Origin of the sequence: Arthrobacter crystallopoietes (genome assembly GCF_002849715.1) — a bacterium.
In the GTDB taxonomy this organism is placed as follows: domain Bacteria; phylum Actinomycetota; class Actinomycetes; order Actinomycetales; family Micrococcaceae; genus Crystallibacter; species Crystallibacter crystallopoietes.
In genome coordinates this window covers 3,262,784-3,279,342 of record NZ_CP018863.1, presented here as the reverse complement: position 1 = coordinate 3,279,342, position 16,559 = coordinate 3,262,784, and the positions used below count along the sequence as shown (strand labels likewise).

The window sequence follows — 16,559 nt, the reverse complement described above, 5'->3', positions numbered from 1 at the left end:
GGCTCACACCCTGCTACGCCATAGCTGGTGCCCGTTTGCGTGTGGCGATGCTCTGCCTTGTCTGTAGCCGAAGCTCCAGATCATTCATCACGATCGCGGCCAGGTCCTCCAGCGTCCGGGCGTCATCCTCCGTAAATTCCCGCGGTTCCCTGTCGATCACGCAGAGGGTACCGAGGTTGTAGCCGTCGGGAGTGCGCAACGGGACACCGGCATAGAACTGCAGCCCGAACTCCCCTGCCACCAGGGGATTGGCCAGGCTTCTGGGATCGGTGGTTGCATCCGGAATGATCCACGGGCCGTCCTGAAGGATAGCCGAGGCGCATAGGCCCGGATCTTTGCCGATTTGTTGAACGTCCGTGCCGTGATGAGTTTTGAACCAGATACGGTCATGGTCCACTATGCTCACGATCGCGACAGGAACGGAGAATACCCTCGCCGCGATCGCAGCCACCCGATCGAACATGCCATCAGGAAGTGTGTCCAGAATCCGGTACCGGTGCACGGCCTGCATCCTGGACTCCTCGCTGTCCGAGCGGAAGGATGCTGCCCGGCGCCTCCCGGCGCCTTGGACAATTTCCTGCCGCAGGGCCAAGGAGACCTCCAGGGCTGATGGCCTGGAGGCGGGTTCGCGGGAGAGCATCGATGTCAGCAGTCCGGCCCACCGGGGGGCAAGGCTGGCCGGGACGTGCGGCGGATGCAGGAGCCTGGCCACCGCCGACTGGATCGGGGCACCAGGAAAGGCTACCTCGCCCGTCAATACTTCGAGCAGGACCAGTCCGAGCGAATAGACGTCGGAGGAGGGACCCACGGGTTCCCCGGCAGCCTGCTCCGGACTCAGGTACTGCGGTGTCCCCGAGGCGATCCCGTCGTCGCGCCCGTCGTCTCCAAGTATCATGGCGACGCCGAAGTCACTCAGCTTTGCACGCGGCCTTTGATCCTGGTGATTGTAGTCAACCAGGAGGATGTTGGCAGGTTTGACGTCCCGGTGGACGATGCCGTGATGGTGGATATAGGCCAAACCGTCAGCTATGTCATGACCGATCAGCGCCACATGCGCCAACGGAAGCGGCGACTGCGCGCTGCGCCGACGCAGATCAGGACCAGTGACAAGCTCCATCACCAGGTAAGAAACGGATGCGTTCGTGGGATCCATGCCGACATCGAACAACGTGACGAGCGCATGGTGGCTCATCCCGGCCAGAATCCGCACTTCGGATTCCTGCCGGCGGGCCTGCGCGGCGTCGCCGTGCCTGCCTTCATGAAATACCTTGACCGCCACGTCCCGCTCCAGCAGTTGATCGACTGCACGGTATACGCTTGATTGGCCTCCGCGGCCGACGAGCTCCTCGATTCGGTACCGCCCGCCGAGCAGATGCCCGCTTTCGATCATGCCCAATATTGGATATCCCTCAAGTTGAATGGCCCCAAATGCGTAACGCATTTAGGGATGACACTAAGTAGAAAAAGAAGTCGCCCAGTGCCAGCCGGATACGGCGCCGGAAGCCTCGCCTCGCGGCGCCGTGAACTGGGGTCAGGTCAGTCTTGGATAACTGGACAGGAAGTAATCAGCCGCGGCCGGGCCTTTCATGCACAGACCATTGGGCCCAGCGCCTACTCGGCTCTTCATCGCGGCCCGGAAGGTTTTCTCCGCCCGTCGCGCATTTCGTGTGACTTCGCACCAGCTGACGTAAAGTCCGTACAGAGGATCGGGGGCAAGTGTGCAGTCCGATTCAAGGTCAAGAGCGGTAGCTTCCTGCAGGAATCGGTCGAAGTGGGAATGTGCCATGGCGGCTCTTTTCCTGTGGGTGCCTTGGTGCCGCCGTTTTGCTACAGCAGCCAATTACTCCGGCACCGTGCACCAAGCACTCGAAGCAACGGCCAACCCTGAATGCGGCGCCAGCCTATAGGACTGAGCCGAAACGAAGTCCCACGCTGTAGACCCTAGGCGTTGACCACAGGTAATGCAAACGTGGCAGACTGACAGCAGCCGAGCTTCGCTGCGGCCCATCAGGATGGAACAATGGCCGTCCGCGGGCAGTCACGTAGGTAGCCGGCGTTTGGGAAGCGGTTCCCCAACGCGCTGTTCGGCGAGCTTACTCCTCCAGGATTACGTGTTCGGCAGGCTCCGCTCCAGGTCCGGCAGTTTGCTTTCGGTCACCGGCTGGATGCTGGTCACCGTGGCGAAGCCGGCTGCCAGCAGCGCGAAGTCGCTCTCCGGCGGTGCCTCCTCCTTGCTGTCCGCAATGGCCAGACGAAGGTGCTGCTGCCCGCGTTCGGCCATGGTGGTCTGCACGATACCGAATTCGGCCAGTGTGGCCGTGCGGTATTCGGGCAGCTCCGCCGAGTCGATGTTGGGCACATTGAGATTCAGCACCGTGCCCGCCTCCTGCTCCAGCAGGAACGGCAGCAGCCCGGTGGCCAGCCGCGCGGCATTGTCCCAGTTCAGGTGGGATGGATGCATGCCGGTGTCGAGGGACACCGCCATCCCGTGGCCGCCGTTGATGCCCGCGGTCAGCGCTGCGCCTACCGTGCCGGAGTGCAGGATCACGCGTCCGACGTTCGCGCCGCGGTTCACCCCGGAGAGTACGACGTCGGGCGGGTCGCCGAAGGCGCCATGGGTAGCAATCATGGCGATAAAGCCCGGCGCACCGTGGACCGCGAACGCCGGAACGCCGTCGAGGCCTTCCAGTTTCCGCTCCTCAATGCGGATACGGCCCTCGTCCTCGCGTGCGGTGATGGAAGCGCTGCTACCGCTGGCTTCCACCACCGGTGCGGCAACCGTGACGTTGAGCCCGGCCTCCACGGCACCGGCAGCCAAGGCATGCAGACCCGGGGAGTCGATGCCGTCGTCGTTCGTGATCAGGACCATTTTCGGCTTGTTCATTGTTTCCGTATCTTCTGCGCGAGCTCGTCCGGACTAATTTGCTGCGACTGGTCTGCCTCGGCCTCGCCCTCGAAGGGAGCCACCTTCACCAGGCTGCTCAGCTTGTGGATCGCGGCGGCCTCGCCGGTGCCCAGGCCGTGCCGGGTCACGTTCAGCGCGCCTGCTGCGGTTCCCAGCACCACGGCTTCGTGCATGGAGCCGCCGTCGGAGAGCGTCGCGGCGACGCCGGCGGTGAGCGAATCGCCGGCTCCGCTGGTGTCCACGCTCTGCATCTCCGGCATGTGTATCTCGCTGACCTCGCCCTCCTCCAGCAGCAGGGACGGCAGGTGGGCGCGGGTGACAATCACCGATTCCGCGCCTTCTTCATTCAGCTTGCGCATCGCCTCGACAATGTCGGCGGGGCTGGAACTGGCGGCGCGGCCGGACTCCACGAGTTCGTCGTCGGCGATCTTGGCCACGGCCAGGCCGCCAGCCAGAGAAGCGGTCAGCCGCTCCCCCGTCAGATCGGTAATGACCCGGCACCCGGCGGTACGAAGATCCGCCGCCAAGCGGCGGTACACGTCGGCCGGCACCGCGTCTTCCCGGGCGGCGCCGCTGAGGATCACCGTTCCGGCGTCCATCCCCGCCTTGATCGTCAGGCCGTACAGCTCGTCGAGCTCGTGCCGGGAAAGCTTGTCGCCCGGCGATTCGGCGACAACCTTCCGGCCGCCGTCCCGCCGGTCGTGGATGTACGCGCCCCCGTTGCCCTGGCCCTCTACCGAAAGAACATGGACACCTTCATCGGCGATCAGATGACGCACCATCCGGCCGGTCTCCCGGAGAACACCCCGCACATCGTGACCGAAGCGCCCAGGGCGGTGAGCATCCGTGCCTGCCACACGCCCTGGCCCCCGGCGTGGAGGTGGATGTCCGCGGTCCCTTCCACATCCTCCACGGTCACGGTCAGCACCGGCGACGGCGCAAATATCACTACGGAGCCCATGGCAGACTCCTCTGTGTCCGGCGTTCAGCCATGCCAGCCTCCTTGCCTCGGACAGCAGCGCAGCTGCGCCCCGCCCGCTGTTGAAATGCGATCCGGTGGAACGGATCCTCTTTCCCCGACACTAACCCCGCTGCAAGGACCGGACAATGGGATGCGCTGATTCCACGGTCAAGATCGGGAAGTAGCAAAAGGACGACGGCGGGGGTTCAACTGCCGGGTGAATGCATTATCCTTTTGGTACTGCCTATCAGGCATAAGTCAGCGCTCTCTGCGCACTATTCGGGGGAATAAGAGTGAAGTCAATCAAGAGTGTCCCTTTGGCACGCGCAACGAAGAAACTTGCCATCCGCGCCTGCGCCGTTTCAGTCATGCTGACTATCGTGGCCGGCACCGCCGCGATCAGCGCTCCAGCGTACGCCGCTCCCGCCGTCCAGCCAGCAGCTGCGGCGTCCAACGTGGTCAATGACAGCAACCGTACTCAGGTGCAGCAGGTGTTCGATGGCATCAACAAGTTCCGCGCTTCCAAGGGCCTGAAGCCCGTCAAGTTCTACGTCAGCGGCAGCAAGGTATCGCAGGACTGGTCCACGCACATGGCCGCGAACGATTGGTTCGACCATAACCCCCAGTACAGCCTCGACAAGCGCACCCCGGGCTGGAACGCCGCCGGTGAAATCATCGCCGCCCGCTGGGACCGGAACGGCCAGGGCCTCGTCGACCAGTGGATCAAGTCCCCGCCCCACAACGCGGCCATGTCCAACCCCGCCTTCAATGTCATCGGCGTCGGTGTCGCCTTCACCGACGGCGACTACCGCACCCACCCGGACCGCTACAGCATGTACGGCACCGTGAACCTTTACGGCTACAGCACCACCCCGTCCGGCGTCTACAGTTCGCCCAACGCCTACTACTCGACCCTCACGGCGCCGAAGCCGGCCTTGGCCAAGTGCGCGACGGTCGCCGGCACCATAGCCTCCGGCAAGGACCTCTCCCGGGCATCGATCAAGAGCACCGGCGACTATATTTCCGTTGATACCAGCGGCCGGCTATGGCGCTACCCGGAGCAGTCCAACAAGACGCTGGGCAAGCGGGCCCTGATCGGCAACAGCGGGTGGCAGCATGCCAGGACCACGTCCGTCACCGACTGGAACAACGACGGCTACCTCGACATCGTGGCGCACTGGAGCGACGGAAAGGTCCGCGTCTACAAGGGCAAGGCCACCGGCGGTTTCTACGGCTACCTGAATGCCGGTTCCATCGCCAAGTCTTCGACCATCGTTGCCGACCGCTTCTGCAACAACAACCCGTTCCCGAGCATCGTGGAGAAGACCTCCGCCGGTGTCCTGAACCTTTACCCGAACACCAAGGGTGACGCGTTCCACCCCACCCCGAACAAGTTCAATACCGGCTGGAGCAACTACAACCTCGCCATCGTCGACTTCGACAAGGACGGCAAGAAGGACATCCTCGGCGCCCAGAAATACACCGGCCAGCTGAAGCTCTACCGGACAAACGGCCGGGGCACGTTCATCAGTGAAGCCCGCAAAGTCGTCGGACCCTCCGGCTGGGGAACCGCTGCGACCTTCACCGACACCGTCGGCTTCGGCAGCGGCAGCGCGCAGGGCATGATCGTGAAGTTCCGCAACGGCGTCGTCCGCTACTACGAACTGCCCAAGAACGGGATCGCGTCGACGAAGCAGATCGGTTACGGCTTCGGCAAGTACAACTCATTCTCCTAGCACCGCAGGAACGACGGCGGGTGGCCGGCTCGCTTTCGCGGCCACCCCTGCCGGTCCATGCCCTACCGCGGCCTCCCCTGCTCGTTGGTCTGGACCGACTGGGTGACGAACTTGTTGCAGAACATCGCAAACGAGCCGTCCTGCCGCTGCACCATGGTGGCGCCGTCCTGCCAGAGGCCGTTTTCCGCCGACCATTGCGAATCCAGCGGGTCGCCCTGGTTCTGGTGGATGTTGTGAACGCCCAGCCCGTCCTCGAACGGTTCGCCGAACACCCAGATCCGTTGTGACACTTCAAGCAGTGGCTCAAGGTCGGCGAGCGCCTGGGTACTCACGCCGGACTTCCACCGCACGGGGAAATGCACCCGGAACACCGCGGCCAGCAGGCCCGGAATGCACCCCAGATGGTGCCGCCAGCTCAGGTCCCGGTTGCGGATGAAGTCCAGCGCACCGGAATCCGGCGTGGACTCAAGCGGATGCCAGCCGTCGCCGAGCCTGTCCACGCCCTTGAGCATCGACGGCCGCAGCTCAATGACCCGCCACTGCACGCCGTTCCGAACGGCCTTGCTGTCGACGTCGATCGCACAGTGGTACACGCCGGCGGGCGTGCGCAGCCGCAGGTTCCCGTGGAAGTATTGCCCGTAGTCGTTCGGCGGATCCCGGAAGTAGTCCTCCTTGACCCCCGCGACCACCCCGTACCCATGATTCAGTGCCAAAGGAACCACCTCACCTGCCCGACGTCGGGCTGTTCTTCACATCCTAGGCATGCTTCCCGGCCTCCCGCCAGAACCTATCCCACACTGGACCGTGCCCCTGAGCAGGAAAAACAGTCAAAGCACGACGGCGGGCGGCCGGCTTACGTATAGTGCGCAATCACTCGCCGGGGCGCAGGCGCCTGAGGAGCAAGAGGCTCATCACACCATACTGACCGTCGCGGCGCAGGCGCTGTCGGACAGCACCTCCCCGCCTGACAGCGCGAGCGGTGATCCGACCGTGGCGGACGAAACCGCCGGCCGGGGCTAAAGGGTTATGGAGTAAACTCCGGCGGCCAGGACCATCACGCCCAGGACCGCTACTGTTGCGTTCGCAATGCCGCGCTGCGCTTCGGGTTTCATCCGGCGCCATTTGCGCCGCATGCGTCGTAGATTCATGCAGTTCCCCAACTGTCTATCGCTTTTCCCAAACGGGAAGCACAACAGTCTGCTGAGCCGGGCACGCGCTGACCCGATTTCGGGGGATCAAGTGAAGCACGTGCCCGGCAGTAACAGAACTGAGAGCCTCCCAGTACTTAAACGCACTAGGGCACGGCAGGAAATATCTATCCCCAACAAGGAAGTATCGTTCCCCAACGCCCCAACTGCGCGGCAGTGAAGGAAACTGCACCAACATTTTCCTTCGCTGCTGACAATAAACTACAGCATCCTCATACCCGCGCAAAAGATGCGGGATTAAACGTTAGGGTTCCGTGTCGTGGAGTGCCGCCGTCGTTCTATTGGGCCGCCACGGTATAGCTCCACCAGCCCGTACCGACGAGCTCGCGCGGAGCCCAGCTGCTCTTGTTGGCCTGGTAGTACCAGAGCCTGCCGCCGCTGTCCCTGGCGATCAGCCCGGCGGTCCCCTCCCCCGCGTAGCCGTTGGACGTGACAATGTTGCTCATCGAATTCCAGCCTGACCTGCCGACCACCGTGCGGGTTTCGCTGATGAACGTCCCGGCGCCGTTGCCGCGGTAGAGCTTCAGCTGCCCTGCCGGGGTCTTGGCCACGACGTCCTTCTGCCCGTCGCGGTCCCAGTCCATCGCCGTCAGCGTGTAGTCGCTCCAGCCGCTGCTGCCCAGCAGATAGCGCGGGGAAAGCCAGGTGCCGGAATCGTTGGGGTACACGTAGAGCCTTCCGGTGGAGCTGTTCTTGGCGATCACCACGGGGTACTTGTCGCCGGTGCGCCATTTGGTAACGGTCAGGTCATAGGGCGCCCAGCCGCTGCTGCCGATGGTGTGGCGGATGAAGTCCCCGTCGCGCTTGGCCTGGTAGTAGTAGAGCTTGCCGGACTTGGCCTGGGCGATGATGTCGATGAAGCCATCGGCGTTCCAGTCCACCGTGTGGATCTCGTCCATGGCGGTCCAGCCGGAGGCGCCGATCAGGACCCGGGTAGCTCCGTTTCCGCTGTGCCCGTAGTTCCAGAGCCTGCCGGAAGAGTCGAAGGCCACAATCTCGCCCTGGGAAGCGATCGAGGGGCTGGCCGGGGCGGAAGTGCCCGCCGCGACCTCTATGCTGCCGACCTTCTGGAACTCCCCGGACGAGTTGCCCAGGCTGTCCCGCAACGGAAACAGCGTGACGTCCCAGGTACCGGCGGATGCTCCCTCGGGCAGGGCCATGACCCGTTCCCAGGTGCCGTTCTTGACGTCGCCGGAGACGAGCTTCATCTCACCGAAGCCCACCGTTTCATCCGTCCCCGTATGGTCCAGCGAGACCGACGGCGCCACGGCTCCGGTTGCGTCGGTCACCTGCACCTTCACGGTGACGCTGTCCGTGCCGTCCGCGAGGTCCAGCGATTCCGGCGTCACGGTGGAGCTTGCCAGTGCCGGTGCGGCGGTATCAACTTTGATCGCGGCCGCGCTGAAGGCGTGGGACCATTCCTTGGTGGAGCCTTGCTGCAGCCCGTAGCCCGGCTGCGCCGCCGCGGTGACCACCACGGTGCCTGATCCCGGGTGCGTGCCGGCAGCTACCGGCTCGCCATTGGCCTGGTAGCGGACCCCCTCGACCGATGGAACCGTGTAGGTATCGGCGGCGGTCCCGTCCTTGTCGGTGAAGACCACGTTTTTCGGCACCACCTCGACCACGGGCGGTTCCGGGGTCGGCGACGGCGCGGACCCGACCGCGGCGGCAGCGTCCACCAGTCCCGCGCCGCAGCCCTGCGTACAGGAGCCCGGCAGCGGCCGGGCGGTTGCCTTGAGCCGCTGCTCCACCGCGGCCGGCGTCATGGTTCCGCCGGAGCCGGCCATCATCAGCGCAGCAACCCCGGCGACATGCGGCGCCGCCATCGAGGTGCCCTGCGAGTAGAAGTACGATTCGGCACCGGGCGTGGTGGCGCCGTCGTTCAGTGTGGAGGCGATCCCGCTGCTGACATCCGTACTCATGTCGCCGCCCGGAGCGGTCACGTCCACCACCGGGCCGTAGTTCGAGTACGCGGCACGGTTGCCCTCGCGGCCGCTGGCGCCCACGGTGATCACGTGTTCGCAGTTCGCCGGGTTGGAGTTCAGCGCGTCCCGGTTCTCGTTCCCGGCAGCGACCACCACGGCTGCTCCGGCATTGTAGGCGTAGTCGATCGCGGCCTGCGAGGTCTGGGAGCAGGTTCCGCTGCCACCTAGGGACATGTTGACCACATCGGCCGGGTTCGGGTTCGCCGGCACACCGGGCACGGCGCCGCCGGCTGCCCAGATGATGCCGTCGGCGATGTCTGACATGTAGCCGCCGCAGGAACCGAGCGCGCGGACCGGGAGGACCTTCGCTCCGGGCGCAACGCCGGCCACGCCCTTGCCGTTGCCGGTCACCGCGGCCACGATCCCGGCTACATGGGTACCGTGCCAGGACGAGCCCGCGCCGCCGGTGTTCCCGCCGCATTCATAGGCGCCGTACCAGTCCCCCGCGTCATGCGCGTCGGCGTCGCGGCCATTGCCGTCACGGGACATCGCGGGATCGGAGATCATGTCGTAGCCCGGCAGCACGTTCGCGTTGAGGTCGCTGTGGTTGGTGATGCCGGTGTCGACGACGGCGACCACCGCACCAGCGCCGCGGCTGGCGTCCCAGGCGCCGGGCACGCGCAGGCCTGCCTGTTCTTCCCAGAAGTTCCACTGCAATTTGTACAGCTCGTCATTCGGCGCCACCGCGGCCGGCTGCAGAAGCGGGTCCGGCTCGACGTAGGCAACAGCCGGGTTGGCCTCCAGCCCGGCCACGAAGTCCTGTGACGAGGTGGAGTCCAGCGTCGCGGCGGTTTCGATCACCTGCGCTCCGGTGGCTGTGGTCCGGACCTCCTTGACGGAGATGCCCAGATCCTTCGCCGTCTTCCCGTAGGCATGGCTGCGGCCGGCGGAACTGCGCCCGGCCTTCTCCTTGAACTTGACGACGAACCGGCCGGACGCCGGCACATCTTCCCGATCGAGGCCGGCTTCCGGCGCTACCGGAAGGGGTTCTTCGGTGGCCGCGGGGCGGGGTTCTTTGGCGGCGGAGGTCGGCTTTTCGGCGGCGGCTGCCGCGGTGGGGAACAGCAGGCCACCCAGCAGGGCAGCGGCGCAGAACGAGGCAATTCCAGAAGAGAGCCGGCGGGGACGGAGCTGAGACATAGGCATCCTGTCAATGGTGCACCGCTGGGGAGACGGTGCAAATAGCACTTCAAAAACGGAAGCGCCGCAAACACTTCCGCAGTTGATTGTACGTTTAATCCGCGGATTTGCACCCGGTGGTTCCCAGTTCCGCTTCGATCGAACAACGACGTCGGGTGCCCGGCTTCAGCAAGCCGGGCACCATAGCAGGCGCCGACAAACGGGATGCCGAAGTAGAGCGCGCTGACTTGGTTGGGGTCGAACGCGAGGGCCCCGCGCGGCCCTCGCGACCAGATGCTGGACGATGAGTTCCCGTAATCCAGGCTTCCGGTCATCCCGGTACGGGGGCGTGGCCTCCTGGACCTCGGTGGAATCTGGGTCGTTTGGACCGCCGGGCTGGCCGCAGCCGCACCGGCTCAACGGTTTTGTCTTGCCGTAGATCGGGCCCGAACAACAGCACCGCAAAAGGCGCGAAGGCGAGTACGAGGACGATAACGAAGAGGATAAATTCCATGACGTGCTCCTGCCCTTAGAATCAGGTTAAGCGCCAATTGGCCGGTATACAACGGGCTGCGGAGCGGGCCGGTGACGGGCTCACTTTCCTTCGTGCCCACCGGAATTACGATCGGGCTTGGCTCCTGAAACGGTCAGCAGGGCCTCCTCGTAGCCGCCGCCGAAGCCGATGCGGGTGATGTCCTTGAGCCGGTATTTGGTCATCTCTGTATCCCAGCGGGCGTGCCTGTCGATTTCGAGCAGCCAGACGCTTTTCCTGCCCCAGTCGACCGGGGCACCGATAAAGCAGGCATTGGGCTTGTCCTTCTCCTGGTGAATCGTGAGGGCCTCCCTGCCCTCGCCCACAGTGCGGATGATGGCCTCAGCGCTGGAGAGGCTGATGGGCTGGCCCGGTGCGGCCGGCGGCCATTGCTCGAGCTTCTTCAGCAGCTCTCGTTCGAACCCGTCGACCTTCTTGACCTTCGCGATGTCCTTGGTGCGCAGGGCAGTGAAGCCGTCGAGGTAGCCTCCGTCACGGGCGTCGGCAACGAGGATCCAGGCGTCGGAGAGCTGCACGACGTAGCCGTGGATGACGTCCGCGTCTTTGATCTTCCGGCGGACATCTACGTACGCCTTCTTATCCATAGCGCTCTGGAGGGCGGCAAGGACCTTACGCCTGGACTTCTTCTGCGGCTTCATGCCACCAGCTTTCCACAGGCACCTGGTTCCGGGAACGGGTGAGACTTCACCGGGGGTTGGGCGAGTCGCTACGTCCACTTCCCGTCCTTGTGGTCTGCCGGTAGTGAAACGTTCACCCAACCTTGGAACAGTGCCTTTGGCAGCGAGAACCGCTAGCCAAATCACTCGACCGAAGGAACATGGTGAACCCCATTACCACCCCGTCCAAGTCACCTTCTGCCAGGCCCCTCGCCCTGACCGCCGGCACGCTGGCGCTGATTTTCGGCGGTGTCGTGCTCTCCCCCGCGGCGACCGCAGCACCCGAAAACGCACCTACCGATACCGGCTGGGCCGCGAGTGCCTACCGCGGCGGCGTTGAGGTGGTCGAAGGACCGGACGCCGACCAGGAGACGCTCGATGGCAGCGTCTTCGACGATCAGAACAAGAACTCCGTGCAGGACGACGGCGAACGCGGACTCGGCGGCGTGACCGTCTCCAACGGCCGCGATGTTGTCACCACGGACAGCCAGGGACGCTACGAGCTGCCGGCGTTCGAGAACATGACCGTCTTCGCCACCCAGCCGCGCGGCTACCAGGTGCCGGTGGACGAGAACAACGTGGCGCAGTTCTACTACCATCACCTGCCCGAGGGTTCGCCGGAGCTGGAACATGGCGGCATCGCCCCCACCGGCGCCCTGCCGGACGCGGTCAACTTCCCGCTGGCCAAGAGCTCGCTGACCCAGTCGCCCGAGCAGCACTGCCTCATCGGTGGCGACATCCAGACGTACACGCCGGAAGAGGTGCCGTTCGCACGCGCAGGCGCCTTCGCCGATCTGGCCGAGCGCACCGACTACGCCGGCTGCGGCGCCCTGTTCATCGGCGATGTGGTGGGCGACGACCCCGGGCTCTACCCGCAGACCCGCGAGCTGACGAGCATGCTCAACGGCCCGGCCCGCTTCCTGCCCGGCAACCATGATCTGGACTTCGACGCCGCCAGCAGCGAGCACTCGTTCGATTCGTTCCGCGCCAACCTCGGGCCGGAGTACTACTCGTACGACGCCGGCAAAACCCACGTCGTGGCGCTGAACACTGTGGAGTACAAGTCGGGCACGCCGTACAACGGTGCGCTGGACGAGCGCCAGCTCGAGTGGCTGCGCAACGACATCGCCCAGGTGCCGGAAAACAAGCTGATCGTCCTCGCCGCGCACATCCCGCTGCTGGACTACGCCGACCAGGGCAGCTCCAAGCACCAGGTCGACCAGGTCAAGGAGATCTACCAGATCCTCGAAGGCCGCGAAGTGGTTGCCCTGGGCGGACACACGCACAGCATCGAGAACCTGCGCGAAGGCGACTCGATGGCCGGCTGGTCCGACATCTTCGGCGTCGACGGACTGCCGTTCACCCACATCACCGCGGGTGCCATCTCCGGCGACTGGTACTCCGGCCGCATGCTACCCGAGGGCTACCCCCTCGCCGTCCAGCGCGACGGCGGCCTGCCGGGCGTGCTCACTTTGGACATCAAAAACACCGAGGTCAAGGAGCGCTTCACCGTCCGCGGCGAAGACGATTCACTGCAGATGGCGCTGGGCCTGAACACCCCGCGTTACCGCGGCTGGTACGCCGAGAACGTGGATAACAAGGGCTCCGCTCCGGAGTTCGCCGACCCGCTGACCGTCTCGCAGGAAGACCTGGCCAACCAAACCTGGCTGACCACCAACTTCTGGATGGGCAGCACCGGCTCCACCGTTGACGTGAAGATCGACGGCGGCGACACCGCCGAGGCCGTCCGCACCCAGCAGATGCAGGGCGAAGGCCAGCTGGTCGGCGCCGAGTGGTCCGACCCGACCGCCGTCCAGGAACAGCTTGTCCATGGCGGCAGCCTGGCCGACCGCATGATGCACCTCTGGCGGCTGGAGCTGCCCGCCGACCTCGCCGTCGGCGAGCACACCGCCGAGGTCACCGCGACCGACGTCCACGGCCGCGAGTTCACCGAAACTCTGACCTTCCAAGTCACCAAGTAGTACTGCCCGCACCGCAGCTGTCCGCCCAGCCAATCCGCTGGGCGGACAGCTGCTGCCACGAGCCACACCTTTCGACCGGAGAATCCATTGCATCCGAATGTCCCTCTGAGAAAACCGCTCTCCAGCCGGCCTGCCCGCCTGACCGCCAGCACGCTGGCACTCATTGTCGGCGGCGTCCTGCTCTCCCCCGCCGCCACCGCCACGTCTGACAGCGCTCCCGTAGACGCCGGCGGAACCGCCGCGTACCAGGGTGCCGTCGACGTCGTTATTGGAGCCGACGAGAACCAGAATGTCCTCGATGGCACCGTGTTCAACGACAAGAACCGCAACTCCAAGCAGGACACCAACGAGCCGGGCGTCGCCGGTGTGACCGTGTCCAACGGCCGCGACGTCGTAAGCACCGACGAGCAGGGCCGCTACGAGCTGCCGGCGTTCAACAACATGACCGTCTTCGTCACCCAGCCCCGCGGCTACCAGGTTCCGGTGGACGGCGACAACGTTGCCCAGTTCTCCTACAACCACCTGCCCGAGGGCTCGCCGGAGCTGAAGTACGGCGGCATCGCGCCTACCGGTGCGCTGCCGGACGCCGTGAACTTCCCGCTGGCCCAGAGCAAGCTCACGCAGTCGCCCGAGCAGCACTGCGTGATCGGCGCCGACGTCCAGACCTATGACCAGGAAGAGGTGGAGTTCGCCAAGGCGGGCGTCTTCGCCGATCTGGCCGCCCGCGATGACTATGCCGGCTGCGGCGCCCTCTTCATCGGCGACGTGGTGGGCGACGATCTGTCCCTGTTCAGCCAGACCCGCGAACTGACGGGGATGCTGAACGGTCCCGCCCGCTTCCTGCCCGGCAACCACGACCTCGACTTCGACGCCCTGGACGGGGAGCACGAGTTCGACACCTTCCGCGCCAAGCTGGGCCCGGAGTACTACTCATACGACGCCGGCAAGGCCCACGTCGTCGCGCTGAGCACCATCGAGTACCCCACGAAGGTGCCGGCCAAGAAGAGCAACTACACGTACGGCCTCGGCGAGCGCCAGCTCGAATGGCTGCGCAACGACATCGCACAGGTACCGCAAAACAAGGTGATCGTGCTGGCTTCGCACAGCCCGCTGCTCGAGTTCTTCTACAGCAACTCGCACACCACCAAGCAGCTCAAGGAGATCTACGGAATCCTCGAGGGCCGCGAGGTCATCGCGCTGGGCGGCCACACCCACATGTCGGAGAACCTGCGCAAGGGCGATCTGATGGCCGGCTGGATGGACGAGGTTGGCGAGCAGGGCCTGCCGTTCACGCACCTGACCGTCCCCGCGGTTTCCGGCCACTGGTACGGCGGACGTGTGGTCGAGGAGGGCTATCCCACGTCCATCCAGCGTGACGGCACCCCGCCCGGCGTCGTGACGTTGGACATCATGAACACGGACGTCACCGAGCGCTTCACCGTCCGGGGCGGCGATGAGTCGCAGCAGCTGGCCGTCGGCCTGAACAGCCCGCGCTACCGGACCTGGTACGCAGAGAACGTCGGCAAGCCCCGCGGCTCGGCACCGGAGTTCGGGAACCCGCTGACCGTCTCGCAGGAGGAGGTGGCCAACCAGACCTGGCTGACCACCAACTTCTACATGGGCAGCACGGGCTCCACCGTTGAAGCAAAGCTCGACGGCGGCGAAACCGTTCCGGCTACCCGCACCCAGCAGCTGCAGGGCGAGACCGTCCGCGTCGGCGCCGAATGGTCCGACCCGGTCGCCATCCAGGAGCAGTTCGTCCACGGCGGCGGTCTCGCCGACCGGTCGATGCACCTGTGGCGGCTGGAACTGCCCACCGACCTCGCTGTCGGAGAGCACACCGCCGAAGTCACCGCGACCGACGTCCACGGCCGCGAGTTCACCGAAACACTGACCTTCGAGGTAACCGAGTAGTCCAACCCCACGAAGCCGTCCGCCCAGCCAAACCCGGCTGGGCGGACGGTTTCGTCGTCGTCGGCTTCGTCGTCGTCGTTACCCCCTGTTTGGTGGATTGACGCGCGGGCGATGCTGAGTGAGTCTGAACGCACGCGGCGCGACGAGCGCCGCAGTGGGGAAGGACGCGTCATGAGGAGTATGCGTGCGTCCACGGCCGTCGTACTTGCGACAGCCGCGGTGGTGACTGCACTCTCATCCTGCACCCCCGGCGGACCGGAACCGCCTGACACCGTCCCCTCCACTTCCAGCGGCGCTCCGGGGACCACCGAGTCCTCGCGGGAGCCCCACGAGTCCTACCGATCCACGAATTCCTTTAAGGCCCAGCTGCCGGCTCCGTGGACGGGCGGAGCCTCATGGGTCACCGAGGGCGGAGTGATCGGCACCTATGGCTTGGACACCGGCATTGCCGCACTGTCCGAGGACGGCATCATGACCGTCTACGACAAGCGCGGCGGCGTTGTCTCGCAGTCGGAGGAACCCAGGGAGCTCAGGCCCGAGCAGACCAGAGGGACCGAGGTGGCACAACTCTATGAGGGCGGGAAGAAGTTCCTCGCCGTCTTCAGCCAAGGAACTCCACCGCAGGCAGAAGGCACAAGTCCCTCCCCCGGCGGCCTCACAGCCGTGATCACCGTGTTCGACGGCACAAACGGCGAGTTGCTGCACCGGACGGTCCATACCTTCCCGTCCCGCGGCGACAATGACACCGGGTTGCTCGGCCACAGCGGCTCCCTGCATTTGCCCGTCGCCGAGGCCCCGATGGTCTTGGACCCGGTCAGCGGCGAGTTCGAAACCGTTGAGGTTCCTGACGGCGATGAATGGATCCTGCGGGTGGACGGGGTGGACGTGTTTAACCGGGTCGATGACCTGCCGACAATGGGTCTGGATGAGCGCCGCCGGCTGGGCTATGAGGCGTTCACCGGGGATTGGCGTCATGAGGGGTTCATTGCCATCCCGAACGCGGTAGGCCCGTATATCAGTCTGGCCATCGGCAACGGTGGCGTCGCCACGGACAAGTGCCTTATTGTCGACGTGCATACCGGCGAAAGCATCGGCGCTTCGGAGCAGCTGAACAACGGGTGCTTGCGGACGGGCTCCAACCACATCCATGGCTTCAACGGGCTCCTGTTCGTGGGGCATCGGGGCCGCGGTTTCGCATCGTTTGAGGAGGGCACCGTCCTGGTTTCCATGTTCGACCCGGAGACCGGGCGGCAATGGGTGGAAAACGCCGATCCGCGCGACACCGAGTCGGAGGACTTCCGCCCCTACTTTGTCGGCGCGGACCGCATCGTGTACGGCAAGTACGCTGCCCCGGACACCGGTGAGGGGCAGGCGGCCAGCTATGACCCTGCGCTGGGAACCGAACCGCGCCCCTGGCATGAGGGCGATGAGACAGTGCTGCCCGCCGCCGTCTCCGGCGACGGGATCGGAGCCTTCCCCGGCCTCGGCGGGAACGGGATGGCCTACATCGTGAAGGCCGGCGCCGGACCCTGAGCGTCGA

Annotated in this window: 11 protein-coding genes; 4 read left to right on the top strand and 7 right to left on the bottom strand. The window is 65.3% G+C overall.

Annotated elements, in window-relative coordinates:
* Positions 1-13: 13 nt before the first annotated feature.
* The 4 genes from AC20117_RS15310 to AC20117_RS23730 all read right to left on the bottom strand — a co-directional run bounded on the left by AC20117_RS15310 (position 14) and on the right by AC20117_RS23730 (position 3,866).
* Positions 14-1,390 carry a protein kinase domain-containing protein gene (locus AC20117_RS15310; RefSeq protein ID WP_074698922.1) on the bottom strand — a complete coding sequence of 459 codons (1,377 nt, stop codon included), beginning with the start codon at positions 1,388-1,390 and terminating at the stop codon, positions 14-16.
* Positions 1,391-2,107: 717 nt separating this feature from the next.
* Positions 2,108-2,884 (bottom strand): 5'/3'-nucleotidase SurE, encoded by a 777-nt coding sequence (gene surE, locus AC20117_RS15300; RefSeq protein ID WP_074698928.1) that lies wholly within the window; start codon positions 2,882-2,884, stop codon positions 2,108-2,110.
* Entirely contained in the window at positions 2,881-3,687 is an 807-nt protein-coding gene (locus AC20117_RS15295; protein WP_211482268.1) for a PfkB family carbohydrate kinase, read from the bottom strand. Before AC20117_RS15295 ends, surE begins: the two co-directional genes overlap by 4 nt.
* Complete coding sequence (locus tag AC20117_RS23730; protein ID WP_211482269.1) at positions 3,672-3,866, bottom strand: hypothetical protein; 195 nt, start codon at positions 3,864-3,866, stop codon at positions 3,672-3,674. Before AC20117_RS23730 ends, AC20117_RS15295 begins: the two co-directional genes overlap by 16 nt.
* Positions 3,867-4,183: 317 nt before the next feature.
* On the opposite strand from AC20117_RS23730, the gene AC20117_RS15290 reads away from it, so the two are divergent.
* The gene (locus AC20117_RS15290; protein WP_139186714.1) at positions 4,184-5,602 is read left to right on the top strand and encodes an FG-GAP-like repeat-containing protein; all 1,419 of its coding nucleotides are present in this window, start codon (positions 4,184-4,186) and stop codon (positions 5,600-5,602) included.
* Between the two features lie 62 nt (positions 5,603-5,664).
* On the opposite strand, the gene AC20117_RS15285 is transcribed toward AC20117_RS15290, so the two are convergent.
* The 3 genes from AC20117_RS15285 to AC20117_RS15270 all read right to left on the bottom strand — a co-directional run bounded on the left by AC20117_RS15285 (position 5,665) and on the right by AC20117_RS15270 (position 11,105).
* The gene (locus tag AC20117_RS15285; protein WP_074702811.1) at positions 5,665-6,315 is read right to left on the bottom strand and encodes a DUF2278 family protein; all 651 of its coding nucleotides are present in this window, start codon (positions 6,313-6,315) and stop codon (positions 5,665-5,667) included.
* 773 nt (positions 6,316-7,088) lie between these two features.
* Positions 7,089-9,935 carry a S8 family serine peptidase gene (locus tag AC20117_RS15275; protein WP_074698936.1) on the bottom strand — a complete coding sequence of 949 codons (2,847 nt, stop codon included), beginning with the start codon at positions 9,933-9,935 and terminating at the stop codon, positions 7,089-7,091.
* A gap of 573 nt (positions 9,936-10,508) precedes the next feature.
* Positions 10,509-11,105 (bottom strand): hypothetical protein, encoded by a 597-nt coding sequence (locus tag AC20117_RS15270; protein ID WP_074698939.1) that lies wholly within the window; start codon positions 11,103-11,105, stop codon positions 10,509-10,511.
* Positions 11,106-11,284: 179 nt separating this feature from the next.
* Here AC20117_RS15270 and AC20117_RS15265 point away from each other — a divergent pair, with 179 nt between their 5' ends.
* The 3 genes from AC20117_RS15265 (at position 11,285) to AC20117_RS15255 (ending at position 16,552) form a co-directional block, all read left to right on the top strand.
* Positions 11,285-13,105 (top strand): calcineurin-like phosphoesterase C-terminal domain-containing protein, encoded by a 1,821-nt coding sequence (locus tag AC20117_RS15265; protein ID WP_074698941.1) that lies wholly within the window; start codon positions 11,285-11,287, stop codon positions 13,103-13,105.
* 87 nt (positions 13,106-13,192) lie between these two features.
* Positions 13,193-15,019, top strand: a complete 1,827-nt coding sequence (locus tag AC20117_RS15260; protein WP_236777329.1) for a calcineurin-like phosphoesterase C-terminal domain-containing protein — start codon at positions 13,193-13,195, stop codon at positions 15,017-15,019.
* A gap of 171 nt (positions 15,020-15,190) precedes the next feature.
* Positions 15,191-16,552 (top strand): hypothetical protein, encoded by a 1,362-nt coding sequence (locus tag AC20117_RS15255; RefSeq protein ID WP_139186715.1) that lies wholly within the window; start codon positions 15,191-15,193, stop codon positions 16,550-16,552.
* Positions 16,553-16,559: the final 7 nt, after the last annotated feature.

Excerpts from the sequence above, each read along its gene's own strand:
- AC20117_RS15310 (WP_074698922.1), bottom strand. The coding sequence starts at position 1,390 with ATGATCGAAAGCGGGCATCTGCTCGGCGGGCGGTACCGAATCGAGGAG.
- surE (WP_074698928.1), bottom strand. The coding sequence starts at position 2,884 with ATGAACAAGCCGAAAATGGTCCTGATCACGAACGACGACGGCATCGAC.
- AC20117_RS15295 (WP_211482268.1), bottom strand. The coding sequence starts at position 3,687 with ATGGTGCGTCATCTGATCGCCGATGAAGGTGTCCATGTTCTTTCGGTA.
- AC20117_RS23730 (WP_211482269.1), bottom strand. The coding sequence starts at position 3,866 with ATGGGCTCCGTAGTGATATTTGCGCCGTCGCCGGTGCTGACCGTGACC.
- AC20117_RS15275 (WP_074698936.1), bottom strand. The coding sequence starts at position 9,935 with ATGTCTCAGCTCCGTCCCCGCCGGCTCTCTTCTGGAATTGCCTCGTTC.
- AC20117_RS15270 (WP_074698939.1), bottom strand. The coding sequence starts at position 11,105 with ATGAAGCCGCAGAAGAAGTCCAGGCGTAAGGTCCTTGCCGCCCTCCAG.
- AC20117_RS15265 (WP_074698941.1), top strand. The coding sequence starts at position 11,285 with ATGGTGAACCCCATTACCACCCCGTCCAAGTCACCTTCTGCCAGGCCC.
- AC20117_RS15255 (WP_139186715.1), top strand. The coding sequence starts at position 15,191 with ATGAGGAGTATGCGTGCGTCCACGGCCGTCGTACTTGCGACAGCCGCG.